A 23885-nucleotide genomic window follows, 5' to 3' on the forward strand; every position below is an offset into this window, starting at 1 on the left:
TCTTATAATTGACGCATCATGTGCACTTGTTCCACAAATGTAGTAAATCCTAAACGCTCTAATACCCCAATGAGCTCTTTGTTGGAATCTCTTATGTTCATGGTTATACGCTTACAAGCGGAAGAAAAAGGTGCGTAAACTTCACTTAATACTGCTTTGAGGATATCTTCGGTGTCTTCTCGACCCGGAATCGATTCACATTGGTAAAGAGCGATGGTAGCCAGATTACCGTCTTCTCCGAAAACACGCTTAAAAAGTGCGTAGCCAATCACCTCATCTCCTTCATCGAAAATGATGATAGATTCCCCATCTTTCAAACTGGCCCATTGTGTTTGCCACGCTGACAAATGTCTGTAGAAAGACAGTCCTTTGACTTCTACAGGCAGTCCTCGTTTCGTAACATATCGGCTAGGAGCGTTTGGCTGTAAGAGACTTGCGTCCAGAGCTTCTGTATGTTGGAAGCAGATTAGCTGCTCGGTAATATCAAAGCCGACACTTTGATACAGCTTTTTGGCTGCTTCGTTTTGAATGAGTGCCTCCAGCAAGGCGATATCCGCACCTTGTTCACGATACAATTGGAGGTTTCTTTCCATTAGTTTTTTTCCGATCCCTTTGCCCCTATGCTCAGACGCAATGCCAGTACCCCCGTTCCATGCCACTTTCTTTCCTTCTATGACACGGAACCCATTCATCACGAAGCCAATAGGTTCACTATTTTCATACACGACTAAGGAATGCTCTAGTGAGAGCCCTTCGTTGACAGTTCTTGAAAGAAATTTGTCCAAGTTCAGTGTACTATTTATGAAATATCCTTCGAATCCCTTATTCCACAACGAAACCATGTCGTCAGCCGACAATTCGCTCATTTTTTTGAAAAACATAATCCTCTACCTCCATAGTGAATTATCCTATGATATATCGGAATATCTTCTTTTCCATCTCATTAATTATGGATTTATAGTCGGTTTCCTCACCGCTAAGCAAAAATTGTAGAGCAAGACCATCTCTAAACAACTTATACTTACTATTATGTTAAAAAAGGAGCCTTTCAGCTCCTATTGGTTTGTATTTGTTTCAGTACGTTTTATAAATATTTTCGCATTCTTTTCCTAATGGTTGATAAAAGCAATGCTTCTTATAACGCCCTATATAAGGCTGATTATACCATGTAGAAGGGCCCTACATTTCCGACCATCATCATGCCCGGTTCGCCTTCACCTTCAGCTTCCGCACGAAGCAGCCTTGCCAAAAATGCAACATCCTGATCCCTGGCAATTAACAACTGCCATATTTTCACCTCAACTGTTACTAAATCCATAGTCATTTGATAGAATCGAATCATTTCCCCTACAGTTTTCCCACTATCTCCCGTAAAAAAGCGATGGACCGCTGCACGTCCTCGGTCATCGTACGCGCAGGGTTCGTTTCTGGCGGATGCCATAGCTCGAGTGCTATCCAACCTCCATAGTTTGCATGAGCTGCTGCTTCCAACAAGGCCCGCATGTCAATTTCCCCTTCGGTCACGTCCTCGACCGGAACGCGGCCACGTTGGTTGCGCAGGTGAAATGCTTTGATGCGTTCAGGATATGAACGCACCCAAGCAACCGGATCACAGCCTGCTACATGCGCCCAGCCCGTATCAACGCAAAGGCCAACAGCTTTGTCGGCGAACTGCACGACAGAGAGCAAATCAGCCTCAGCATTATGGCGATCCGCCGCATGATTGTGCAGCGAGAGCTGCAGTCCAAATGGGCTTAGCTTGTCGGCAAGACGAGACAAGTTGTCTCCTTGTCGCTGGACAAGCTCCTCCGGCTTTGGCAGCGGATGCTTCCAACCGCCATAGGGGTCAGCGTTGACGAGCAGATCGGTACCGCCCGCAGCGGCGAGCCGTTCTGCATAAGGAAGAACTTCCGCTTCAAGGTCTGCATACTCGCCATGTAGAGAAAGACCGATATAGGAAGCTGAAACCGTTAGTCCGTAAGCACGGACTAGTGCCAGCTTCTCAGGTGTTGCATCCGTCTCGACAGCGTCAAGACCCGCTTCAGCGCAGGCACGGTACAAATCGTCCCACACTGGCTCCTTCCCATCTGACTTCCATCGTTCAAACCAACCATACATGTTGCTCGAAAAGCCGCGAATATTCATTCAGAAGCCTCCCTTGCATCTGTTGCCGGCGCTACAGTCACTAACTGCTTTTCTCCGGAAATTGCACATTTATATAAGGCACCAATACATAGGAAATGATCGACGGCTCTCCGACCTACGTTCGCATGTGACGGCAAAGCGTTGACTTGGTTATAGAAATGTACAAGCGGGTGATCCATGACAGTGTAAGGTCCACGTGGCCCCGGGTCTACAATTTCTTCCACAACAACCCCATCATGGTCTTTCCTGAAAAGAACCGGTTGACGCGAGTCAAATGGCGTCCAGCGGAGAGCACCGAGTGTGCCCTCAATTTCGCCGATAAACTGCTCACTCCCGTGAGTGCACGTGCCTCTTTCGTAATGAACAGCGATTGGACGGGCATTTGAACGAGACCGAAACGTTAATTGCGCACCCACATGGTGCTCAACATCGTACACGACATCTTGAGGATCTGCGGCTGTTTGGGGCTTCGCCGTCCAAGCGCTGCTAACCTCAATTTCAGCAGGATCCAGCACATCGATTAAGGTGGCAAAATCATAGGGTCCCCAGTCCATGAGAATGCCGCCGCCACTTTTGCTTTTGTCGAGAAACCAACGGCTTGCTGGCTGGTACTCGATTCCTGCACGACTGCGTGTCCATTTGTTAACGAACGTAGCGTGATAGATATCGCCAAGCGCGCCAGATCGAATGACATTCTTAACAGCTTCGTTATGGAGCATGCCCTTATAACGTACACTGCAGCAGCCAAGCAGCTTTCCTTCTGCTTCTGCCAGAAGAAGCATCTCTTCCGCTTCTTCATCGTTCATGGCGAACGGCTTTTCGCATAGCGTATGCCGACCAGATTTCAACGCAAGACGCGTCCCCTCCAAGTGGGCAAATGGAGGCGTAGCTACGATCACGATATCATCTTCAAGCGGCGGTTCGGAGGATAGCATTTGCTCGGCATCCGCAAACGTAATGCTTTCTGGAAAGCTGCTGAGAAACGACTTCAGCGCTTCCTCATTCGGGTCAGCTACCCGAAGCTCGACCGCTTGAGGAAGCTTGGCTGCTGCCTCAGCATGCGTTCGTGCTATGACACCGGCTCCAATTAAATACAAGCGCATAAAGATAACCTCCATTTTCGAATATGACCCTAATGTATCACATCACGAAATTGCGATTCTCTTCAAAATGCGCAGCAAACTTGTCATTTTGTCCACGAACAGAAAAAGGTATAATGACTTGGGGGGGGATTTGGATGTATGTGGAGCAGCTGCGGCTGACACGCTCTTTTGCCTTTAGCCGCGTATGGGGATCAGATGAGGAACACGATCTGCATGTCCATGATTGCTTGGAAATCGGCGTGCTGCTAGATCATGAGTTGGAGTACCGATTCGGTGATCGCATCTATCACGGTCAACCGGGAGACGTGTTCCTGTGTCGACCTTTCGAACCGCACTGGAGCTATGCGCATCCAGATCAACCATTCGAAGCGATCCTAGTGCTTTTTACACCCTCACCGGTTTTGAAGCTTCCCGATGGCAGCCGGTTGCTAATGCCGTTTTATGCTGGGCGAGGTATGTCCCCGCTCATTCCGGGGGATACGACTTACGCCAAGGCAATTGCAAAAGCTGCGCGTTCCGCTGCGGAAGCACAGGAGCAAGGGCAAACGGCATGGGTTACGCATCAGTACATGCACTTGATAGATATTTTATTACAAGTGGACGGATTCTTTAGCGATCAAATGGAGCAAGCGGCTCCGAGAGGAACGAACGCGATAGCAGAATCCGTCGGATATATTCTTAACCATTACCTGGAGGCACTTGACGGCGATGAGCTTGCCCGTCGGGCGGGTGTCGGGCGCTCGTTCTATTATCGCGAGTTTCGATCACTTACGGGCTTGTCGCCGCATGATTTTGTGAATCAGCTGCGGATTCAGTCGGCCATGGATTTACTCCGCACATCAGAGTATTCGATCATCGAAATCGCTGAAAGAAGCGGTTTTCAGTCATTGAGTTCTTTTAATAAGCAATTCAGAGCCTACGCCGGCTGCTCTCCCCGAGACTATCGAAATCGGTCTTATCTGGTGACTTAGGTATATAGAAAAAGGCCAGTCTGCTGCTGCAGACCGACCTTTTTCTTATTCACCAATCGTTCATCTAATTTTTCCTTTAATCCACTTAGGTTCCTCATTGCCGAATGAAACGTTCTGTCGAAATTGCAGTTGTAAGCTTCCTTCATTGAATGTACATACTACAGTCACGCAAAATGGCGCTTCCACGTATCTTAACGTTAGCAAAAGCGTATTCGAATCCTGCCATGTTGCCGAGCCGACTGCCACATTTTCCTGTCTCATATGCAGCGTATACGTTCCTTCAAACCATTCGTTTCTACCAAAGCAAACCGTATGTTTTCCGGTGTTATTTTGAATCGTAACGTTGGCCGAATTCTCAGTAAAATCAATCGAAAGTGTTTGAATTTGTTCCTCATTTTCTTCTAACTCGAACTCGATTCCCGAAATGCTGGTCTCCAGCGTTGAGCTTAAAAGAACTCGTGGCGGTTCCAAGCTAAGTCCTTGCAGCGCATTGGTTCGTGACTCAGAGGCTTCCAGGTCCACAGACAGCACTTCGGATTTCATGGCCGGCAGCAAATGCTCCCAAATTGTATCAAGAACGTCTTGCATGTTATTCACTCCGGACGTTATCGCGATGACCGCATCCTGCTCCGGGAGAACAACGCAGAACTGCCCGAAAGCTCCGTCGCCTCGATAAGCGCCGTGACGGCATCTCCAGAATTGATACCCATACCCTTGAGCCCAGTCATTGTTGGTGCTGGAGTCATTAGAAATTTGCTTCGTTGTCGCTTCTTCTACCCACGACTCAGGAATGAGCTGGTTTCCAGCCCATTGACCCTTTTGTAGATATAGCTGTCCAAACTTGGCAATATCCTCTGTTTTGATCTTCATTCCCCAGCCGCCAATGTGGATGCCGCGGGGGCAGCTTTCCCAAGTAGCACCTTGGATATCCAGCGGTTCCAACAGTCGCGGCTGCAAATATTCCAGTAACGTTTGATCAGTTACCTTCTGCAAAATGGCCGAAAGCATGTAGGTCGCCCCGCTGTTATACACGAAATGCGTACCTGGCTCATGTTCCACGGGAAGGTTCAAGAAATTGTTAACCCAATTTTCGGTTGACTGCATCTTCCCTGATGTATCTGCTGCATGTCCTGTACCCATCATGAGTAAGTGTCGAATGGTCATCGCAGCTAGATGAGGTGAAACTTCTGGCGGCATATCCTCAGGGAAAAAGGAGACAACCCGGTCATCGAGCGAGATTCGCCCTTCTCCCACTAACAATCCAATGGCTGTTGAAGCAAAGCTTTTACTTAAAGAAAACAGCATATGAGGACGTTCGGGCAAATAAGGTGTCCACCATCCTTCCGAAACAACGTGCCCGTGTCGGACGAGCATGAAGCTGTGAAGCTCTAGACGGCGGTCTTTAACCTCTTTTAAAAAGCTCATAATTGAGGAAGACGCAATACCTTGACGCTCAGGCTGACTTCTTGGTAGGGATCGAATAGCACTCATTCATGTCTCTCCTTCTACACACCAGAATATGTAAATCAACAAGACTATTATATCACTTGCATCATCTACTTTTACAAATAATAGATTACAAGACTACTAACAACTTATTTAACCGCAACCGTTATTTTTAACTCATTTTTCGACAAAAAAATAAGCAGAATCGTTATCAGCGAATCCTGCCTATTTGTAATACATCTGCTCATTCAATTCATTTTCTATACAACGTTTACCTCAACTTCGATATTTCCCTTTGTTGCTTTGGAATATGGGCAAAATTGATGAGCGGCTTCAACCAATTCCTTGGCAATATCGGCTTCGACGCCATTGACGGAAACATCCAATTTGGCTGCCAATTCATAGCCGCCACTCCCATCCTTGCCAATGGTAATACTCGCGGTTACTTTCGTGCTTTCCACTTGGACTTTCTTCGTCCTGATGATTAGCTTCAAAGCGCTATCGAAACATGCGGCATATCCGGCTGCGAACAGCTGCTCCGGATTGGTTGCATGTCCGCCAGGACCCCCTAATTCCTTAGGAACTCTCAATTCTAAGTCAATGACCCCATCGCTGGAAGTAACTTTCCCCTCTCTTCCGCCCTCAGCCATTGCCGTTGCTGTATACAATTTGTCCATAGTAGTTCTCTCCTTCGTAATTGGAAATATCACGAAATATTTATCTCCTACAATCCATCTTCTTATACGAACTTCTGAAGATTAAAAAAAGGGGCTGTCCCTCAAGGGTTATGAACCCTTGATAAGGACTTCCGCCAATAGGGGGAAGTTCTTATGGGTCATATCAGAATTTATTTGGTTTAGGATTTGGGGTATGCAAAGCTTATTCCTTTGTTATTCGTTCGCTCCATAATAAGCGCGTTTTCCGCGCTTATTATGAACAGACGCGCAGGATGCACTGCTGAGAAGTTGAATTCCGGCTTCTCAGACTCTGTTAACGAGTTTTGGCTCGCAGAGCTCTCGCGGAAAGCTTTGGGACAACCCCCATTCTTTTTCCACACTTAACGAATTTTGCAAGTATTACGGCCAAGCATTTGATTAATCGCACATTTTTGCGCAATGCCTGTAATAAGAAACGGAAGTGAAATCAATCCTGCTAATTTCCAGTAACCAGGTAAGAAGTAAAACAAAGACAATAACGCGACACCTAGAATAATACGAATCACACGATCAGTTCCGCCAACATTTTTCATAATCTATTACCTCCATATTGTATTGGTTTGTTTTATTGTGTTTCTGATTACGATCATAACAAAAGCGTTTAGATAGAACCGTAACTTTGTCACATAGCGATAAAATAAACGTTTGGAGGTAATTAAAGCTGCATTATAGTTCTATATATTTCTTCAAATTCTGACGCTGTATATGCGAAATCTGTCCTCTGGATAATTGCAATAGCCCTTCTTTCTCGAGCGACTTCAGCGTTCTGCTGATGACTTCGCGGGCCGTTCCTAGCTCAATGGATAGGGTATCATGCGTGATGGTAAGGTTATCGCGTCCATCCTCGGTCATCTCAACCAGATATTCCGCTACCCGGCCGCGGATTGATTTGAAGTTGATGCTATCCAGTAAGTTGGACATTATGATAATTCTTTTGGCGAACATTCTAAAAATAAACTGTCGAAAGCTTTTGTAACGGTCCATCCAGTCTTTAAACACATCAACTGGAATAGCAACTACAGTGCAAGGATTTTCGATGCAGGCAGAAGCTTCATATTCGGTCTCGCCGAGAATGCTGGACATCATGAGGGGACAGCATTCCCCGCCTTTGACTCGATACAAGGTGATCTCTCTTCCGCTTCCGCTGATTTTATACATTCTTACAGTACCTTCCAGAATTAGAACGGCATGCTCCAAGAACTGACCCTCTTCAAATACAAAGCTAGGCTGTAAATCTAACATTACAATTCCCTCATCGCTCCAGTCCTGCAAAGAAATATCGGACAAGCTGGGGAAGCATGATACAATATGCGGGACTTTCTCAAGCATAGCAGATGACATTGGTTGTATCCTTCCTTACGAAATGGTAGGTTTTAACAAGCACAGTATACCATTAAACAATCAAACGATCGATCTAACTTCATCTGCAAATGAAAAAAGTGACAGCAGTCAACATCTGACTAGCTGTCACTCCTTATATTTAACTAGTTAAGCCTGCTTTTATCGCACGAGCCACCGTTAAGAAAGAAACATTACATAACTTGTGTTGGTTTTTGACCCTTGTTGAATAAAGAATCAATTGAGATAACATAACTGCCATTTAAGAGAAGATAAATTGCAGCCGCAATCATGGAAAGATCCAGTTCGTATCCAGCCATTTGGCCATTTCCGAAGAAACCGACGGCTAATTTTACTTTAAAAGTAGCGACTAGAAGGATGATAGCCATTAGTCCTGATACAATACGTGTACCGAATCCTAGAATCAGTGCTAGGCCCCCTATCAGTTCAATCGTTGCAACGACATAAGCCATAAAGCCTGGAATACCGATGCTGTCAAACCAGCCTGCTATATTGCCAATACCTCCTTGATACTTATCAACCCCATGAGCAAAGAAGGTAATTCCTAACAGCACTCTTAGTATCAATGCGCCAATATGATAATTATTTTTCACTCTTGTTTCCCCTTTCCATCACTAACTTTTTTAAAGTCATAAACTTTATGTTCGTATAATACTTCAAATAACTTACTTATGTCAAGCAACTAAACATAATTTATCATCGTACTTATTAGGGGTTAACGCAAATAATCACGCCTGCTCACAGCAGCCGTGATTGAATATAGCAATGATCATATTATAAAACCTTTGTCATTTAAGCATTTTTACCAATGTTCCATCCATTACTTAGATTTTTTCTTGGCAGCAGATCTTCCTTGTTTTTCCGGATCATTTGAAGGTTTCTCAGCATGTTGAGACCCGTTAGGTTTGAAGTTACCTTTGTCACCCATGTAAATTGCTCCTTTCCTTAGCATCTAGTTTAATTATTTGCCATTAGGTAACGAATTATGCCGTAACTAATAACGCCAATTCTCATAACTTGCTTACTTGGAAGTAATGATGTGCAAATCTTGAATATTAGTGCTCATATGTCTTTTCGTTTTTTCATAGTGAGAACTAGCCTTATTTAGTTGTTCGTTGGTTAATAGATCCATTGGAATGATCTTGAAATTCCGCCAATGAAGATCATAGTTGTAAGTCGGAAGAAAGCTTGGTTTACTCAATTTAATAATGGATTTATCTGCCATTTTGGTTTTGACAACATCAATGGATGCCATCCCTCCAATTCTTGTATGTAACTCACTCTGACCAGATAGAAAATTTCCGAGTGAATAAAGAACTAAGGTTTCATTTCCTTTTTTCCCTTTAACCCATGCCGGAGGTTGTAGAACATGCGGATGATTACCGATGACAATATGAACACCAAGATCCGCTAGTTTTTGGGCGAGTCCAACTTGAGCTTGGTTCGGGAACCGTTCATATTCCTTGCCCCAATGCACAGCAACCACAACGACGTCGGATATTGTTTGGGCCTGTTCCACATCATTGCGAATTTGAGTCTCATTCATCATATTTACCAAATAAGACTTTCCTTGAGGAATTGGAATTCCGTTGGTCCCATAAGTGTAACTCAAAAATGAAAATGTAATCCCATTCTTGGTTATTGTCCTAATCCTCTCATGATCTGATTGTGATTTGAAAGCACCTGTGTAAGGGATCCCAAGCATGTCCAAATAGGTTAGAGCACTTTGAATAACCTTCTCCCCTCTATCAAGGGAATGATTGTTAGCGACGGTGACTAGATCCACTCCAGCATCTTTCAGAGCATCACCAACTTCATGAGGACTGTTAAAAGAAGGATAGGCGGAGAGTCCAAGTTCTTTGCCTCCAATCATCGTTTCTTGATTAGCAACAAGAATATCGGGAACTCGTAATATCCTTTGAACTTCTGCAAACATGTTTTTGAAGTTGTAGGTCCCATCTTTTTGTTCGGCGTCGGCGTAGACACGATCGTGAATCAAAATATCACCAATTGCTCCCAAAGTAACTTTAGTTACTACCGACTCTTTATCACTAGGTGAGATGGGTAGATGTGGTTGGATCGGTGGCAAGTTCTGGTCTGATTTTGATTTTATTACGTTGGGTTTTGTAAAGCTATTCAAGCAGCCAGGAGTCAAAAATAGGATTGTAACAATCACAGCAATGCGTATCATCACGAAGAACCTCTCCTGTTGGTCGAATGGTGATTGCCCTGTTAGTATTCCCCCACGCGGCGTAATCCATGTTCCGACTAGTTGAGAAAATGAGAAAGCTTATCCCATTTGGAATAAGCCCAATTTACCATCCAAGTTATCGCCCGAGGATACGGTTTTAGACAGGTTTTTGATGGTTGGTGTAAACCCCGATTATAGATAAGACCGCTGCTACGCCATTAGCAATTGCATTCATCTCATCGTCTTGAATAATATCTAATCCGTAAGCGTTCAAAATCAATTTGGCTGCACCTAATAAGCCCAAAGTTAACGTATAATAGTTCACTTTCATTTCTCTCACCTCCTATAAAAATAGGATGCTATATCCTATGTGAGAGATTAAGAGTCGGACATATCCAAATGGTATGGTTCCAAAAGCACAAAAAAAGTGCTGCCACCCTTGTCAGAGTTGGCAGCACTTCATTCTTTTCACTAGATCAGTCCGAATTCCTGACCAACCTTCTGCAATCTATCTAAGGCAAAAGATAAGTCTTCCTTTGAATGTTGAGCCGTTACAATAAGCCGTACTCGGCCTTTATCCAAAGCAACCGTCGGATAAATGATACCTTGAGCGAACACGCCTTCTTCCAGCAAACGATCCGAAAAGCGCATGGTTTGTGCGGGATCACCTATAATAATCGGTATGATGGGAGTCTCACTTGCGCCGGTATCAAAGCCTAAACGCTGTAGAGCTGCACGGAATCCATTCGCATTGTCCCAGAGCTTTGTTACTAAATCAGAGCTTTCCTTAAGTACTTGAATAGCGGCCAAACACGTTGCTGCAACCGCTGGTGGTTGCGATGTACTGAACAGAAACGGCCTTGCCGTATGAATCAAATGCTCTTTCAAGAGCTGGGCACCGGCAACATAGCCACCAACGGCTCCGATTGCTTTGGATAACGTGCCGATTTGGATATGCACTCTGCCATGAAGACCGAAATGATCCGTCGAACCTTTACCGTTGGTGCCAAGGACCCCGCTAGCGTGAGCATCATCCACATAAACAATAGCGTCGTAGGCTTCGGCTAGTTGAACAATGTTGGGAAGTGGCGCGATATCGCCATCCATACTGAATACACCATCTGTCACAACGACGCGTTTACGATGCTTTTGCGTTTCTTTCAAAATAGCTTCTAGCTGATTCATGTCCTTGTGAGCAAAAATTTTGCGGCTTGCTTTCGTCAAGCGGATGCCATCAATAATACTCGCGTGATTCAGCTCATCGCTTATCACCACGTCGTCGGCTCCAAGAACAGCTGACAATGCGCCTTGATTCGTTGTAAAACCGGACTGGAATACAAGAGCCGCCTCAGTGCCTTTGAATTTGGCAAGCTCGATCTCCAGTTCATCGTGAATATCGAGAGTTCCCGTAATCGTTCGCACAGAACCGCTGCCAACTCCATACTTCTCGATAGCTGCGATCGCAGCTTCCTTGAGCTTTGGATGATGGGTCAAGCCCAAATAGTTATTGGAAGACATTTGAAGAACTTTCTTACCGTTCAAGTACATCCAAGAGTCGGAACCGCTCTCCCATACTTTAATGGAGCGGTATCTTCCTTCTCGCTTCCACCCTTCGATATCCGCTGCCAAATCATTCAAATAATTCATGTGAACCTCCTAAAAGTTTTGCGGAGCAAAACTAACTTCGTAAGCATCCGCTTTTGAGTTTTGCGGAGCAAAACTTACATTGTAAGCACCGCTTTTGAGTTTTGCACTAATGTGTAAATACAATTTTGCCGCATTGACCTTGATCCATTAACTGGAAGGCTTCCTCATACTGATCTAATGTAAATCTATGCGTAATAACCGATGTCAGATCAATTCGTTTCTGGTTCAGCAATCCCTTCATTTGATACCAGGTTTGGTACATCTTTCGCCCCGTAATCCCTTCAACCCGCAGCCCTTTAAAAATAATTTGATTCGTTAGGTCCAGGCTCACCTCTTTGGTTGGAATACCGAGCAAGGACACTCTGCCCGCGTTAGCCGCAGCTTCGAAGCCGTCTACGATGGCCTGAGGATTGCCGGACATTTCAAGAACAACCTCAACGCCTTCTCCATCCGTCATTTGTTGGAGAGCCTTGGATATACGGGTTTCCATCGCGTTAATCGTAAAATCCGCACCCATTTTTTTGGCGAGCTCCAATCGGTTAGGGTTAATATCCGCGGCATAAATTGATCCTGCACCGCAAGCCTTTGCTACTTGAATGGCCAATAAGCCAATCGGGCCCACACCAATAATGGCAACCGACTTTCCAACAATGTCGCCGGACAGAACTGTTTGCACAGCGTTGCCAAGCGGGTCCTGCAAGCAAGCGATTTCATAAGGGAGGTCAGGAGCATTATGAATAATGTTGGTTGCCTTCACAACGGCAAATTCAGCAAAGCAGCCAGGCGCCGTAATCCCGAAACTTTTGGTATTCGGGCAAACATGCGCATTACCCGTCCGACATGCTTTACAGGAACCGCAAACCATGTGGCCTTCCGCAGAAACATAGTCACCGATTGCAATACCCGAGACCCGTTCTCCGACTTCCACAACTATGCCTGCGAATTCATGACCAAAGACGTTCGGCGTTACTACGGTTTTGTCTGCCCAGGTATCCCATTTGTAAATATGTAAATCTGTTCCGCAAATCGATGTTGCTTTAATGCGAACAAGAACCTCATCGGCTCCGCAAGTCGGAATAGGAACTTCTTTCAATATAGCACCAGGTCCTCTGTGCTCTTTGACCAATCCAATCATGGTAGTGCCCATCATCGTTCCCCCAAATTTAGTTTAATATAATGCACAAACGTGCGTTTTACTATCTATATATACCATATTATACAAACGTATGTTATATTGTAAATAGGCATTTTGACAAAACGGAAAATAAATATTGGAGGACCTGAAATGAACGAACCGATACATAAAATGGTGGGTCGAAAGCTTTTAAACATTCGCAAAACAAGAGGATTAAGCTTAGATCAAGTCGCTGATCTGACTGGTGTCAGCAAAGCGATGTTGGGGCAAATTGAACGAGGAGATTCGAATCCGACGATTTCTGTACTTTGGAAAATTGTTAGCGGCTTACAAATTTCGTTTACAAGTCTAATCGAAGATACCGAACCGAAGATTACGGTTGTCCGCGCAGCCGGGCTTTCTCCATTTGAAGAGGAAGATGGGCAGTATCGCGCGTTCCCGCTCTTCCCTTTTCACCCTCAAAAGAGCTTTGAAATTTATACGGTCGAAATGGATCGCGACTGCAGTCATGCCTCCGAGCCTCATAATGAGGGCGTTGAAGAATACATTCTCATGGTAGAAGGATGTCTGGATCTAACCATCTCCCAGGAAAGCTATACGCTCAAAGCTGGCGATGCCATTCACTTCACAGCAGATCGGCCACATACGTATACGAATAGATCTGACGCTAAAGCCGTCTATAAAACCTTAATTTACTATCCGCCTTCTTAACATTAAGATTATGGTACGGACCACCTATTTCTATTAAAGAACGCAAGCAGCCGAATACCATGGCCGCTTGCGTTTTTTTCTCATTATACCTTAACTAATGTTTTGTAAAATTGTTCGATTTCAATCGGCTTTCCGCCATTCACACGCGATTCCTCTGCGGCAAACGCCATCAAATGGCTTCGCACAGAAGCAGCTGCGGATGAATCACTTTCTCCCCCAGCATACGTACGAACCTCACGAAGAAAACTGCGCACGATGCCCACATCGCCGCCGCTATGCCCTTCTTCGGATGCATGGACATGAATCGCATTCTGCTCATTCGTCACAAAATCATGTACTGTGAATGTATGCTCTTCCATGTTTCCTCTAATTTCACCCTTCGTTCCCATGACTTGCACAATGCGCGTATTATCCCGCGTAAACCCGCACATGCTGAACATCGCGGTAGCCCCGCTGGCAAACTCCATATTCACTACCTGATGGTCAACGACATTGTTATCGCTGCGGTACACGCATTTGCCGTATGGTGTTGTGCGCAACGCCTCAAGTATGCCCTCTAAGCTAGTATCCGTTGTGAACTTAGCTGCCCAACCCCGGCCGGAGCCCAAATAATATTTAGGCGCATAGTACTGGCAGCTGGCTTCAGCTGGACAGCCATCGAGACAACGTGCAGGCGCGCCTTCAGGTGCGTTCTCCGCATTAAAATGCATAAGTGATCCGAATGAACTCACTCGCTCGCAAGGCTCACCCATGATATACGATAAAATATCCATATCGTGGCACGATTTGGCCAAGATCATCGGACTTGATGTGTCCGAGTTATTCCAGTTGCCGCGCACAAAGCTGTGCGCCATATGCATATTGCCAACATTCTCATTGAGTTGAATGGAGACAATTTGTCCAATCTTCCCTTCATCGATGACACGTTTCATCGCCGTCCAGAACGCCGTATAACGAAGTACATGGCATATCGTCAGCAAGCGATTATGCTTTTTAGCCATACGCTCCATTTCTACGCATTCCTCTGGACTTGGAGACATCGGTTTCTCAAGAAGGACGTGATAACCAAGCTCAAGCGCCTTCAGCGTCGGCTCGTAATGCATCTGATCCTGCGTACAAATGATGGCAATATCCGCCAGCTTCGGCTGTGCCAAGAGCTCTTCCCAATCCGCATAGGCATGCTCATGTGAAATTCGGTGAGCAGCCACAAACGCTGTCCTTCTATCTTCATCCGGCTCCGCTACCGCGATAATATCAAGTTCGTGAGGGTAATTAAGCGCATAAGGCGCATAAGCATGGGCACCGCGACTGCCGGCTCCGAGCAGAATAGCTGTAACTTTTTGCATAGTTGGTCTCTCTCCTTATACTGTCTGTTAGGACTTACTGCCTGTAAAAGCAATCCCTTGAATAAATGAGCGTTGGAAAATAAAGAAGATAATAATCATAGGCAAAATAGCCATCATAGAACCTGCCATAATAATCGTATAATTCGTTTTGTGCTCCCCTTGGAGGAACGCAATGCCTGCTGACAACACCATTTTGTCTGGTGAGCTATTGACAATGAGCGGCCACATCAGATCGTTCCACGACCACAGCATGGTGAAAATAGCGAGAGCAACCATCCCCGATTTGGCTAAAGGCAGCATGATCTGCCAATAAATGCGAAATTGATTGCAGCCATCAAGCTTAGCGGCTTCTTCTAGCTCGTGCGGGAGTGTCATGAAAAATTGGCGCAGCAGAAACGTGCCGAAAGCACTGAATAAACCTGGAACAATGAGTGCAGTAAGTGAGTTGAGCCATCCAAAGTCTTTCATAATCATATACTGCGGGATGAGGAATACTTGACCCGGCACCATAAGAACGGACAGCATCAAAATGAAAAAGAAATGACGCCCCGGAAAGCTAATTCGGGCAAAAGCATACGCAGCAAGCGAGCAAATGATTAATTGGCCGATTACTTTTATCACCGTTGTAATAAATGTATTCCAGTAAAAAGTGAAAAATGGCAAGTTCAAAAATACCTTCGTATAATTGCTCCATTGAAACGTTTTAGGAAGTAGTACCGGAGGTATCGCTGTTGATTCTCCTAACGTTTTCACCGATGTAAGAAACATCCAGATGAAGGGAGTGACCATGATGACAGCACCTAGGATAAGAATAAGATGTATGAACCCGGTCTGAACTGATTTTCGTTGATGGATTCTGGTGTTCATGCAGCCGCCCTCCTCATTCGTAGTGAACCCATTTCTTCTGAATTTTCATTTGAATATACGTAATTATCATAATAATGGTAAACAGCAGGACAGCGATCGAGGACGCGTAGCCCTTGTTATTTTTCAAGAAGCCGTATTTATAGTATAAGAAGACAATTGACTGTGTGGATTCCATGACGATATCTCCTACCATCATATATATGAAGTCGAATACCTGAAAAGCGCCAATCAAAGAAGTAACCAGTACGAAAAAAATGGTTGGCGTCAAAAGAGGTATCGTAATACGCATAAATTTGGTTATAGCTCCCGCACCGTCAATGGATGCAGCTTCATAGTAGGTAGATGAGATACCTTGGAGTCCGGAAAGAAATATAATCATGTGGCTGCCAATGGAACACCATATAGCAACAATAATAATCGATAATAACGCCGTGCGATTATCCGTCAACCAGTGAGGACCAGGAATTGACAATAAACCTAGTAAGTAATTGATCAAACCGAAATCAGAATTGTACAGCCATTTCCAGACCATAGCAATCGCGGCCGGCATGGTTACAACCGGAAGAAAATACATTGTGCGGTAAATGGACAACCCTTTGACCTGCTGATTTAGCAGAACAGCCAGCAGAATGGACAGAATGATCCCGATTGGCACAGCGAGGACGATATAAATGCTTGTATTCCGGATAGCATGAAACAGCTCTTTATCCGTAAACAGCATCTTGTAATTCGCCAAGCCAGTCCAGGTGTATTTGCCGAAGGCCCCCCACTCCGTAAAGGAAAAATAAAAGGTTTGGAACACAGGCCAAATATAAAACACCAGCAAGCCAAGCATTAGTGGCATAATCATGATATATGCCCACTTCCAATCAGATAAACGCTTCGAGCTGAATCGCATGTTTACTCACTCTCCTATGAGTGGAATTGGGGAAGGAGATCCGCTTCCGAACGTTGCTTTCCGAAACGGATCCCCTGAACCTTATTTTTCTGCTGCTAATGCTTGGTTCATCTTAGCTCCGAGCTCTTTGGCCGCATCAGCTACCGGTTTATCTCCCGTCCATGCATTTTTCAAAATTTCTGTTTCGTAAGTATTCCAAACCGAAGTATTCTTGGATACAGGGTACGGGGTTGCATACTCTGCCATATCTATGAAAGCTTTTGCCTTGTATTGCGGGAAAGTAGCTAACCAGGAAGTCTCGCTGCCCTTGTAAGCCGGAATTGCTCCACCTTGCTTTGCAGCAATTTCAGCCGCTTCCTTAGAGCCAAGGAACTTAACGAATTCCCATGCTTCTTTCGGATGCTTGGAGTTCGCGGATATGACATGACCCAGACCGTGAATGACTACACCCTGCTTTTTCCCTTTTGGCAGCACGGCTACGTCTGCCTTGTTTTTCATATCAGCGTTTTGATTAATGGTAAACGCTGCCCAAGAACCGTCAAAATACATGGCGAGCTTGCCGGAGGTGAACATATCGGCAGGAGCAGTTTCCGTCATTTGAGCCAGTGTTGGAGATACTTTATGAACTTGAATCAGATCCGTTAGAAATTTCAAACCTTCAATCGCTTCCGGTTGGTCAAAGCCTGATTTCTTATGGTCATCCGAAATGACATAGCCGCCAGCCTGAAGAATCGTATTGTAGAAATCCTCCTGATTCATCATCGGGGCAGCGAAGCCGTAGACGCCTTTGGCAGGGTCCGTTAATTTCTTAGCAGCTTCAGTCAGCTTGCTCCAATCCCATGTGCCGTCCGGATAAGGAATTCCTTTATCATCGAACAGCTTTTTGTTGTACCATAAGCCAATGGTGTCAAAGTCTTTAGGAATCCCATAATTTTTGCCGCCCAGACTATAAAGTGAAACCAGCGAGGTTGGATATTTGGAGAGATCTAACTGATCGGTCTTGATCGTCTCTGTCAAATCCTTTAACATGCCGTTGCCTGCATACTTAACAAAATTAGGACCATTCATCCAAAGCACATCAGGCATCGTCCCGCCTTGCGCGGCCGTTTCTAATTTGGTGAAATATTGTTTGTACGGCGTATTCTCCGCTTTTACTTCAATATTCGGGTGACTCGCTTGGAACGCTTTGATGACATCGGTCATCGTGTCCATACTCCAGCCTCCATAAGTAATGGTTACTTTTTCCGCAGATGCTGTAGCCGTAGTCTTACCATCGGTTTTGGGAGCTGTTGTGGATGTAGAGTTAGACGAACCAGAATTACCGCAAGCGCTTACAACAACCATTGCCGACATGAGCGTTGTGATGAGAACAACCTTTTTTGTATTGTTGACCATTTCGCTATCACCCTTTTTTTCATTTTTTTATGATCGAAAATGCAAATATGACATACGCCGAAAACCTATTTCACCCCCTTCAATTCGTTTAATATAATTGGCGCCAAACGTTGGACAACGTTATCCAACGAACCAAAAAAAATTAGTTTCTAGTAAATACCGAAGATTGTCTCACAATAAGCCGATGTGGAAGCAGCACTTTGGAAAGCTGAGGTTGCTCGCCATTCAGCATATCCAGCAAGGTTGAAGCTGCAGTTGTGCCTATTTCGACTTTGGGTACATGAACAGACGATAACGGCGGTGTTGTATATTGGGCAAAATCAATATTATCCATCGAGATGAAAGCAATATCCTCTGGAATGCGTAATTGGTTTTCGATGACAGCTCGCATAGCTGGGATCGCTAATTGGTCACTCGCCGAAAATATTGCCGTAGGTCGTTCCAGATCTGTACGCTTCAGACGCTCCATGATACTCTCATAACTGCGGTCGATTTCCCACCGGGTGTCTATCACCCATTCTTTATTTAAAGGAATACCCGCGTCATACATGGCAAATTTAAAGCCCTGAAATCTCTCTTCACTGTTTAATTCACTTGTATGACCTGGACCGCCAACAAAACCAATCGATTGGTGCCCTTGCATAATGAGGTGATCGACAGCTGACTTCGCGGCGTGAATACGGTCGTAATCAACCATGGTAATTTCCGTACCGTTCGTACAAATGCCGATCAGTGCTAGATCCTCCACTTTTAGCAAATAGTCAACGATCTCGGGGCCTACTTCGCCAACGATAATAATGCCATCGACTTGTATGTCATGTATGCAACGATGCAGAAGCGCTTCGTCTTTAAGCTCATCTGAGGTATGCATGAACCCCAGAGAATAACCGGATTCCAAAATTTTCTTGGTAAACGCAGTAATGATCGGAGAATAATAAGGGTGATCGTCGTTCAAACGAGCCGTTTGAATGATGCAGCCAATTTGCTTCGTCAGCTTTTTCTCTACCTTTTGTTTGTTTACAAGGTGTCGCGCCGATTCATTAGGTGTGTAATTCAATTGACGCACAGCCTCCCAAACCTTCGCCTTTGTCTCTGGGTTGATGTGCCTGCTGGTATCATTTCTCACTACACGTGAGGCTGTTGAAATGGAGACTCCGACTAAATCTGCAATATCTTTGAGAGTAGGCAATTCATACAGCTCCTTCTATCTAAACCTATATCCAATCATTAGCCAAACGTTATCCTGATGTTTGGGGCAAACGCTTTCTTACAGAATAATTCATCACTTCGCATGTTGTCAATATGTTTGACACCTTAAATCACAAAAAAATGCTGCCACCTTTACTTCAAAGGTTCGCAGCACTTATTTCAAAGCTAGACATTTATTTCGAAGCAGCTGGTTCAGCTATTACCTTATACTTAGACGAAATATACGTGACAGTTTTCGCTTCGGTAATCACCTGAGCATACATCATGTCAGGTTTCGGCTCGAGCAGTGTATACATAATGACAGCCTGACCATCTTCGTTAAACTGGATCGCATTAACTTCAATACCGTAGCCAGGGTTAGGTTTATCACCTCTGGACAGCGTTACCTTGTTAACATCATCATTTACTTTCTCAACCTTTACCGCTACTTCTTCTGTAGGAGCAGGTTTTGGAGTATTAGCTTCCATCACGCGAATTGCGTTATAGAGCCAACTAGCTGCTTCTCCACGCGTTAACTCACTTTTTGGATTAAACTTACCGTCCTTATCAAGGGTAGTAATTTTATAAAGCAGCAGTCTCTGTAAAGTGCCTTGATAATCAATCGTGATTTGATCCTCATCCTTGATAGTGATAAACATTTTGATCAGCGGGAAATTGCCTTTCTTTTCTAAGGCACGAACTAATAAGTCCCCGAATTGTTCACGAGTTATCGTCGCATTCGGGTTCACATCTTTAGGAATCTCTAATCCATGATAATGAGCAATGATAAAGGCATCCGCATACCAAGCGTCATTCGAGATGTTCGCATACATGTCCGTTGCTACCGGCTGTTTTTTGAAACGCATTAAATCTAAGTTCAGATCCAAGCCTTTTACAATCATTTGCACACTTTGCGCATAACTAATTTTTCCTTTCGGAACAAAATGCTCCTGATCGATCCCGCTTACGACGCCACGGTCTTTTAAGGCCAGAATGGATTCTGCTTGTCCTTCCTCTAAATCAGAAAAAGCAAATGCTGAACCGAATGTCAAACTACTGCACAATAAGGTTGTTAACGTTAACGCGGCTATTTTTTTCATCAGCTCTGTTCTCCTTTGGGTATGTATTTGTATAACCCGTTTTCTGAGTTACTTACATAACGTTGAGCAGTCAAATTATGTTGCAGATGATTAACCAAAACAAATAACCAGCAGCCTCTGGCTACCGGTTTAACAGAATTCGTATTGATATTTCGGGGAATTAAATTCGTATCTTTACAACGTCGGAGCATTCAAAGCCGTCTCAATGTTCTTCAAGTCGAATTGAATCTGCTCGTTGATGTTCCACGGATGATACCAGCCTTGTTCCATCATGTACTTCGTTATTTTCTCATGCGTATCAATCGCTTCATCTAATTGCTTGGAGAGCGTCGCTTTGATCTCCGGAGTACCTGCCTCTGTTACAGCCATCGCGTAGTTTCTTACTCCGCTCTTAGCAGTAATCAAAAAATCCATAGCAATCACTTGATCGGTCATCGTATGCATACCTGTCAAATGCTCAAGAATGGTGTTCATGCTTTCCCTCCTATTCGGTCGCTTTGGATAGAATTGCCCCAAGCTCCTGCAGCTGCTGCGTCGATAACTCAACGTCTTGCTGTAAAATTTCATTCAAAGCCGGATCCGTAACTAAGAGTTTCATCGTTTTCGCCTTGGTTAAACAAACTGTTTTGAAAGCTGCTATCTCATGGACCTCAAGGGTTTCGTGTAGAGAAAATGTCATCTTCTAACCTGCACCTCCGAATAACTTGTTTCACCATTACGGTTTAAGAATAACTTTAATACAATTCTCTTGTCTGGTATCAAATACTTCATAACCATGTCTTGCTTCGCTAAGCGGCAGGATGTGTGTAATAACATCACCTGGATCCACTTTGCCAGTATCAATTAGCTCATACATATACGGCATGTAGTGAATGACAGGTGCTTGTCCAGTACGGATATTTACATTTCTTTGGAAAATGTCCCCGAGCGGGAAAGCGTTATATCTGCCTCCATACACACCAGTTATTTGAATAGTTCCACATTTACGTACAGCCTGAGAAGCAATAACAATACCGCCCATCGCACCCCCGTGCAGCTTAAGGCCAGATGCTATCGATTCCAGCGGGGTCATTTTTCCACTCATTCCTGTGCAATCGATGACAACATCTGCTCCACCTTTTGTGATTTCCTTTAAGTAATTTCCGATATTCTCCCCATGCTCGAAGTTAACGGTTTCAACCTTATTCGTTCGTTTCGCATGCTCCAAGCGATAATCGAGATAATCCACGGCGATAACCCGCTTTGCTCCTTTTAACCAACAAAATTTTTGTGCCAACAGTCCCACAGGTCCGCAACCGAGGACAATAACCGTATCCCCTTCAGTCACACCTGAGTTATCAACACTCCAGTAGGCTGTTGTCATCGCATCCGCAATCAAGCAAAGCTTCTCATCCGGATGCTCGCAGCTTTCTGGGATTTTGAAGTGAGTGAAGTTCGCGAAGGGTACCCGCAAATATTCAGCTTGTCCACCCGGATACCCGCCTGTTGTTCCGGAATATCCGAAGTAAGCACCCATATCCCCGTTCTCATTGGAATTATCGCATTGGCTTTCAAGCTGGTTTTTACAGAAAAAGCATTCCCCGCAGCTAATATTAAAAGGAATAATGACACGATCGCCCTTCTTTAGCTTCGTAACGCCAGAACCTACCTCTTCCACAATGCCCATAGGCTCGTGTCCGATTACATAGTCTTCCTGTAAATTGGGGATCATTCCGTGAATCAAATGCAAATCGGAACCGCAGATCGCCGTTGTCGTCATTCGGACGATCATATCGTCGGCTTTCTCAATCTTCGGATCGGGTACCTCTTTCACAACGACATTTTTGAGGCCTTGATACGTAACAGCTTTCATGCTTAATTTCCTCCAATAACGTTATTGATCTGGTGTCCGATCAAACATACCTTTACGCGAGGTGTCGTCCGGGAACAGCTTCATTTGTGCCATTTGAACTGCATTAATCGCCCCAAGCTGATCTAGTTTATATTGTTCGTTGAGTTCATAAGGATGAAACCATTTCTTCCTCATCATTAGATCGGATACTTCTTGATGCAGCGCTATACCTTGATGAAGCTGGCTGCGGAGGATCACTCTTGCGCCCTCAGACGCCGTTTCTGTTAAGGCAATCGCGGTATTCCTAACTCCTTCTTTGACTCGGATGAGAAAGTCCATAGCAAATGTCATGTCGGCCATCTCTGGCATATTGAGAGCATTACTCGGGTCTAAATAATCATAGTCTTCATTCATCTATTATCACCTTCAATTTATAATGGGTGTCGGGCGATTGGGGACAGGGGCTTTGAATGGTGCTGTCGCATAAACGGACTGCAAATCAGCTATGGCTTGCATGGACTGCTCCACGTCTTTCTGCATCAATGCTTTTAATTCTTGGTCGAAAACTAAGCCTTGCATCATCTTGGATTTTAACACGCAAAGTGTTTTGAAATTAAGAGCTTCATGCAATTCCAGGGACTCATGCGCTGCTAATGTTGGTTGATTTACCATAGGGTCACCTCCAATGGTATATTGTCCTTGAAATGTAGGTTTATTCATCAAATTGCCACCCGCATTAATCAATTGGTGCGAAAGTGCTTTCAATGTTAAGAAGTGATAAATTTACCTGTCAAGGAATTATTACTCATCAAATTCTAACGAAATTCTAATAATGCGAATTATGCTAGGAACGTTATGGTTTTCGCCTCTATTCGGTAAATTTTAGGGGTTTTCAACTGTGATAAAGTGATTGTAGGTCCCAGATTCACCTCAGCTTATACACCATAAGGAGGAAGTTAATTCATGCAAAAAAAGAATAAGAACTACCTTGGAAAAAGTACAATATTATCTTTAGGCTTAGTGCTCTCCATGTTTAGTGGCTTTTCAACTAGTGCTTTTGCTGCCCCTGTAGCAACTGCAACCGTGAATAAGGGTGTTAACTTCCGGGCCGATCAGAGTGCGAGTGCACCCGTTTGGGGATTTATTAAACAAGGCACTGTACTGCCTGTTGAAGCTGCCAATGACTACTGGGTTTTGGTCGATTACAATGGTAAACAGGGATATGTTTCACGCGCTTATGTAACCGTACATGAAAATAAACCTAGTCCTAGTCCTAGTCCTGCTCCTTCTAATCCCGCTACTAGCGGCAGTTTAGCGAATAAAATTATAAACACAGCTTCCTCATTTAAAGGCCGGGTCCATTATGTATTTGGTTCGAGGGATCAACAGCGTTTGCGTTTAGATTGTTCTTCCTTCACGCAATATGTATTTCAACTAAATGGCATTCAAATTCCTTGGGGATCTAAGGCTCAAGCCAAATTGGGCACTTACATTCCACGTAATCAGCTCCAACCGGGTGATTTAGTATTTTTCAGTGTAAGTACACCAGGTCAAATTAACCATGTGGGCATCTACATAGGTAATGGTCAATTCATTAACAATTTACCAAACAAAGGTGTTGTCGTCGGCGACTTCAATAGCTCATATTGGACAAGCCATTACATCACTGGCCGCAGAATCTAAGCTATTAGAAGGCGTTTACTTCAATAAGAACCTTTCCTTATTTTGGTCAAGACCCCATTTTATAGACAGTAGAAAAAACCTCTAGGCAGCAAACTGGCGTCGGTACTGAACCGGCGTCAGTTTTTTTAACTTTCTCTGTGGACGTTTTTGGTT

26 protein-coding genes and 1 pseudogene are annotated in these 23885 nt (G+C 44.5%); 3 read left to right on the forward strand and 24 right to left on the reverse strand.

All coding sequences use genetic code 11. The features are described from left to right. Window positions 1-2: 2 nt before the first annotated feature. The 4 genes and pseudogenes from AC58U0_RS29690 to AC58U0_RS29705 all read right to left on the reverse strand — a co-directional run bounded on the left by AC58U0_RS29690 (window position 3) and on the right by AC58U0_RS29705 (window position 3248). Window positions 3-881: a GNAT family N-acetyltransferase gene (locus AC58U0_RS29690; protein WP_497382445.1), complete on the reverse strand. Its 879-nt coding sequence runs from the start codon at window positions 879-881 to the stop codon at window positions 3-5. 193 nt (window positions 882-1074) lie between these two features. Beyond that, window positions 1075-1318 (reverse strand): annotated as a pseudogene (locus tag AC58U0_RS29695) (hypothetical protein). Window positions 1319-1347: 29 nt separating this feature from the next. After that, window positions 1348-2145 carry a sugar phosphate isomerase/epimerase family protein gene (locus AC58U0_RS29700; RefSeq protein ID WP_497382446.1) on the reverse strand — a complete coding sequence of 266 codons (798 nt, stop codon included), beginning with the start codon at window positions 2143-2145 and terminating at the stop codon, window positions 1348-1350. Further along, entirely contained in the window at window positions 2142-3248 is a 1107-nt protein-coding gene (locus AC58U0_RS29705) for a Gfo/Idh/MocA family protein (protein ID WP_497382447.1), read from the reverse strand. The genes AC58U0_RS29700 and AC58U0_RS29705 overlap by 4 nt, the downstream gene beginning before the upstream one ends. Before the next feature lie 134 nt (window positions 3249-3382). Between AC58U0_RS29705 and AC58U0_RS29710 the strand changes: the two genes are divergently transcribed. Beyond that, on the forward strand, window positions 3383-4219 hold the full coding sequence (locus tag AC58U0_RS29710; RefSeq protein WP_497382448.1) for an AraC family transcriptional regulator: 837 nt from the start codon (window positions 3383-3385) through the stop codon (window positions 4217-4219). A gap of 60 nt (window positions 4220-4279) precedes the next feature. Here AC58U0_RS29710 and AC58U0_RS29715 read toward each other — a convergent pair whose 3' ends face one another. The 9 genes from AC58U0_RS29715 to tdh form a co-directional block, all read right to left on the reverse strand. Then, window positions 4280-5710 (reverse strand): serine hydrolase domain-containing protein, encoded by a 1431-nt coding sequence (locus AC58U0_RS29715; protein ID WP_497382449.1) that lies wholly within the window; start codon window positions 5708-5710, stop codon window positions 4280-4282. A gap of 215 nt (window positions 5711-5925) precedes the next feature. Beyond that, a complete protein-coding gene (locus AC58U0_RS29720) occupies window positions 5926-6342 on the reverse strand; it encodes an organic hydroperoxide resistance protein (protein ID WP_497382450.1) in 417 nt (138 codons plus the stop codon). Between the two features lie 380 nt (window positions 6343-6722). Then, entirely contained in the window at window positions 6723-6914 is a 192-nt protein-coding gene (locus AC58U0_RS29725) for a YgaP family membrane protein (protein ID WP_057302858.1), read from the reverse strand. Window positions 6915-7047: 133 nt separating this feature from the next. Continuing rightward, a complete protein-coding gene (locus AC58U0_RS29730; RefSeq protein WP_497382451.1) occupies window positions 7048-7722 on the reverse strand; it encodes a Crp/Fnr family transcriptional regulator in 675 nt (224 codons plus the stop codon). Between the two features lie 191 nt (window positions 7723-7913). Then, complete coding sequence (locus AC58U0_RS29735) at window positions 7914-8333, reverse strand: DoxX family protein (RefSeq protein WP_497382452.1); 420 nt, start codon at window positions 8331-8333, stop codon at window positions 7914-7916. Between the two features lie 428 nt (window positions 8334-8761). Further along, window positions 8762-9931, reverse strand: a complete 1170-nt coding sequence (locus tag AC58U0_RS29740; protein WP_497382470.1) for a CapA family protein — start codon at window positions 9929-9931, stop codon at window positions 8762-8764. A 157-nt stretch (window positions 9932-10088) separates the two neighbouring features. Next, the gene (locus tag AC58U0_RS29745) at window positions 10089-10262 is read right to left on the reverse strand and encodes a hypothetical protein (RefSeq protein ID WP_164484181.1); all 174 of its coding nucleotides are present in this window, start codon (window positions 10260-10262) and stop codon (window positions 10089-10091) included. Between the two features lie 140 nt (window positions 10263-10402). Then, window positions 10403-11578 carry a glycine C-acetyltransferase gene (locus AC58U0_RS29750; RefSeq protein WP_497382453.1) on the reverse strand — a complete coding sequence of 392 codons (1176 nt, stop codon included), beginning with the start codon at window positions 11576-11578 and terminating at the stop codon, window positions 10403-10405. Between the two features lie 106 nt (window positions 11579-11684). Continuing rightward, entirely contained in the window at window positions 11685-12725 is a 1041-nt protein-coding gene (gene tdh, locus AC58U0_RS29755; protein WP_497382454.1) for an L-threonine 3-dehydrogenase, read from the reverse strand. 138 nt (window positions 12726-12863) lie between these two features. Between tdh and AC58U0_RS29760 the strand changes: the two genes are divergently transcribed. Next, the gene (locus AC58U0_RS29760) at window positions 12864-13424 is read left to right on the forward strand and encodes a helix-turn-helix domain-containing protein (protein ID WP_497382455.1); all 561 of its coding nucleotides are present in this window, start codon (window positions 12864-12866) and stop codon (window positions 13422-13424) included. 83 nt (window positions 13425-13507) lie between these two features. On the opposite strand, the gene AC58U0_RS29765 is transcribed toward AC58U0_RS29760, so the two are convergent. The 11 genes from AC58U0_RS29765 to AC58U0_RS29815 all read right to left on the reverse strand — a co-directional run bounded on the left by AC58U0_RS29765 (window position 13508) and on the right by AC58U0_RS29815 (window position 22721). Beyond that, window positions 13508-14770, reverse strand: coding sequence for a Gfo/Idh/MocA family protein (locus AC58U0_RS29765; protein WP_497382456.1), 1263 nt, complete (start codon window positions 14768-14770; stop codon window positions 13508-13510). 27 nt (window positions 14771-14797) lie between these two features. Then, entirely contained in the window at window positions 14798-15637 is an 840-nt protein-coding gene (locus AC58U0_RS29770) for a carbohydrate ABC transporter permease (protein ID WP_497382457.1), read from the reverse strand. A gap of 13 nt (window positions 15638-15650) precedes the next feature. Further along, window positions 15651-16535, reverse strand: a complete 885-nt coding sequence (locus tag AC58U0_RS29775) for a carbohydrate ABC transporter permease (RefSeq protein ID WP_497382458.1) — start codon at window positions 16533-16535, stop codon at window positions 15651-15653. Window positions 16536-16616: 81 nt separating this feature from the next. After that, the gene (locus AC58U0_RS29780) at window positions 16617-17930 is read right to left on the reverse strand and encodes an ABC transporter substrate-binding protein (RefSeq protein ID WP_497382459.1); all 1314 of its coding nucleotides are present in this window, start codon (window positions 17928-17930) and stop codon (window positions 16617-16619) included. A 142-nt stretch (window positions 17931-18072) separates the two neighbouring features. After that, the gene (locus tag AC58U0_RS29785; RefSeq protein ID WP_497382460.1) at window positions 18073-19119 is read right to left on the reverse strand and encodes a LacI family DNA-binding transcriptional regulator; all 1047 of its coding nucleotides are present in this window, start codon (window positions 19117-19119) and stop codon (window positions 18073-18075) included. Between the two features lie 193 nt (window positions 19120-19312). After that, window positions 19313-20218, reverse strand: a complete 906-nt coding sequence (locus tag AC58U0_RS29790; RefSeq protein WP_497382461.1) for an S-layer homology domain-containing protein — start codon at window positions 20216-20218, stop codon at window positions 19313-19315. A 174-nt stretch (window positions 20219-20392) separates the two neighbouring features. Next, window positions 20393-20692 carry a spore coat protein gene (locus AC58U0_RS29795; RefSeq protein WP_497382462.1) on the reverse strand — a complete coding sequence of 100 codons (300 nt, stop codon included), beginning with the start codon at window positions 20690-20692 and terminating at the stop codon, window positions 20393-20395. A gap of 10 nt (window positions 20693-20702) precedes the next feature. Next, window positions 20703-20897, reverse strand: a complete 195-nt coding sequence (locus AC58U0_RS29800; protein WP_497382463.1) for a hypothetical protein — start codon at window positions 20895-20897, stop codon at window positions 20703-20705. A 36-nt stretch (window positions 20898-20933) separates the two neighbouring features. After that, on the reverse strand, window positions 20934-22070 hold the full coding sequence (locus AC58U0_RS29805; protein ID WP_497382464.1) for a zinc-dependent alcohol dehydrogenase: 1137 nt from the start codon (window positions 22068-22070) through the stop codon (window positions 20934-20936). A gap of 21 nt (window positions 22071-22091) precedes the next feature. Continuing rightward, complete coding sequence (locus AC58U0_RS29810) at window positions 22092-22463, reverse strand: spore coat protein (protein ID WP_497382465.1); 372 nt, start codon at window positions 22461-22463, stop codon at window positions 22092-22094. Window positions 22464-22475: 12 nt separating this feature from the next. Next, a complete protein-coding gene (locus AC58U0_RS29815; RefSeq protein ID WP_497382471.1) occupies window positions 22476-22721 on the reverse strand; it encodes a spore gernimation protein GerQ in 246 nt (81 codons plus the stop codon). Between the two features lie 291 nt (window positions 22722-23012). Here AC58U0_RS29815 and AC58U0_RS29820 point away from each other — a divergent pair, with 291 nt between their 5' ends. Then, window positions 23013-23732 (forward strand): C40 family peptidase, encoded by a 720-nt coding sequence (locus tag AC58U0_RS29820; protein WP_497382466.1) that lies wholly within the window; start codon window positions 23013-23015, stop codon window positions 23730-23732. Window positions 23733-23885 lie beyond the last annotated feature (153 nt).

It is taken from the genome of Paenibacillus sp. J31P190 (genome assembly GCF_059692075.1).

Bases quoted from the DNA above. Each gene is read 5' to 3' on its own strand.
- AC58U0_RS29805 (WP_497382464.1), bottom strand. From the start codon at position 22,070: ATGAAAGCTGTTACGTATCAAGGCCTCAAAAATGTCGTTGTGAAAGAG.
- AC58U0_RS29810 (WP_497382465.1), bottom strand. From the start codon at position 22,463: ATGAATGAAGACTATGATTATTTAGACCCGAGTAATGCTCTCAATATG.
- AC58U0_RS29700 (WP_497382446.1), bottom strand. From the start codon at position 2,145: ATGAATATTCGCGGCTTTTCGAGCAACATGTATGGTTGGTTTGAACGA.
- AC58U0_RS29795 (WP_497382462.1), bottom strand. From the start codon at position 20,692: ATGAACACCATTCTTGAGCATTTGACAGGTATGCATACGATGACCGAT.
- AC58U0_RS29780 (WP_497382459.1), bottom strand. From the start codon at position 17,930: ATGGTCAACAATACAAAAAAGGTTGTTCTCATCACAACGCTCATGTCG.
- AC58U0_RS29775 (WP_497382458.1), bottom strand. From the start codon at position 16,535: ATGCGATTCAGCTCGAAGCGTTTATCTGATTGGAAGTGGGCATATATC.
- AC58U0_RS29750 (WP_497382453.1), bottom strand. From the start codon at position 11,578: ATGAATTATTTGAATGATTTGGCAGCGGATATCGAAGGGTGGAAGCGA.
- AC58U0_RS29770 (WP_497382457.1), bottom strand. From the start codon at position 15,637: ATGAACACCAGAATCCATCAACGAAAATCAGTTCAGACCGGGTTCATA.
- AC58U0_RS29705 (WP_497382447.1), bottom strand. From the start codon at position 3,248: ATGCGCTTGTATTTAATTGGAGCCGGTGTCATAGCACGAACGCATGCT.
- AC58U0_RS29815 (WP_497382471.1), bottom strand. From the start codon at position 22,721: ATGGTAAATCAACCAACATTAGCAGCGCATGAGTCCCTGGAATTGCAT.
- AC58U0_RS29820 (WP_497382466.1), top strand. From the start codon at position 23,013: ATGCAAAAAAAGAATAAGAACTACCTTGGAAAAAGTACAATATTATCT.
- AC58U0_RS29740 (WP_497382470.1), bottom strand. From the start codon at position 9,931: ATGATACGCATTGCTGTGATTGTTACAATCCTATTTTTGACTCCTGGC.
- AC58U0_RS29790 (WP_497382461.1), bottom strand. From the start codon at position 20,218: ATGAAAAAAATAGCCGCGTTAACGTTAACAACCTTATTGTGCAGTAGT.
- AC58U0_RS29765 (WP_497382456.1), bottom strand. From the start codon at position 14,770: ATGCAAAAAGTTACAGCTATTCTGCTCGGAGCCGGCAGTCGCGGTGCC.
- AC58U0_RS29730 (WP_497382451.1), bottom strand. From the start codon at position 7,722: ATGTCATCTGCTATGCTTGAGAAAGTCCCGCATATTGTATCATGCTTC.
- AC58U0_RS29745 (WP_164484181.1), bottom strand. From the start codon at position 10,262: ATGAAAGTGAACTATTATACGTTAACTTTGGGCTTATTAGGTGCAGCC.
- AC58U0_RS29710 (WP_497382448.1), top strand. From the start codon at position 3,383: ATGTATGTGGAGCAGCTGCGGCTGACACGCTCTTTTGCCTTTAGCCGC.
- AC58U0_RS29760 (WP_497382455.1), top strand. From the start codon at position 12,864: ATGAACGAACCGATACATAAAATGGTGGGTCGAAAGCTTTTAAACATT.
- AC58U0_RS29720 (WP_497382450.1), bottom strand. From the start codon at position 6,342: ATGGACAAATTGTATACAGCAACGGCAATGGCTGAGGGCGGAAGAGAG.
- AC58U0_RS29690 (WP_497382445.1), bottom strand. From the start codon at position 881: ATGTTTTTCAAAAAAATGAGCGAATTGTCGGCTGACGACATGGTTTCG.
- AC58U0_RS29715 (WP_497382449.1), bottom strand. From the start codon at position 5,710: ATGAGTGCTATTCGATCCCTACCAAGAAGTCAGCCTGAGCGTCAAGGT.
- AC58U0_RS29800 (WP_497382463.1), bottom strand. From the start codon at position 20,897: ATGACATTTTCTCTACACGAAACCCTTGAGGTCCATGAGATAGCAGCT.
- tdh (WP_497382454.1), bottom strand. From the start codon at position 12,725: ATGGGCACTACCATGATTGGATTGGTCAAAGAGCACAGAGGACCTGGT.
- AC58U0_RS29725 (WP_057302858.1), bottom strand. From the start codon at position 6,914: ATGAAAAATGTTGGCGGAACTGATCGTGTGATTCGTATTATTCTAGGT.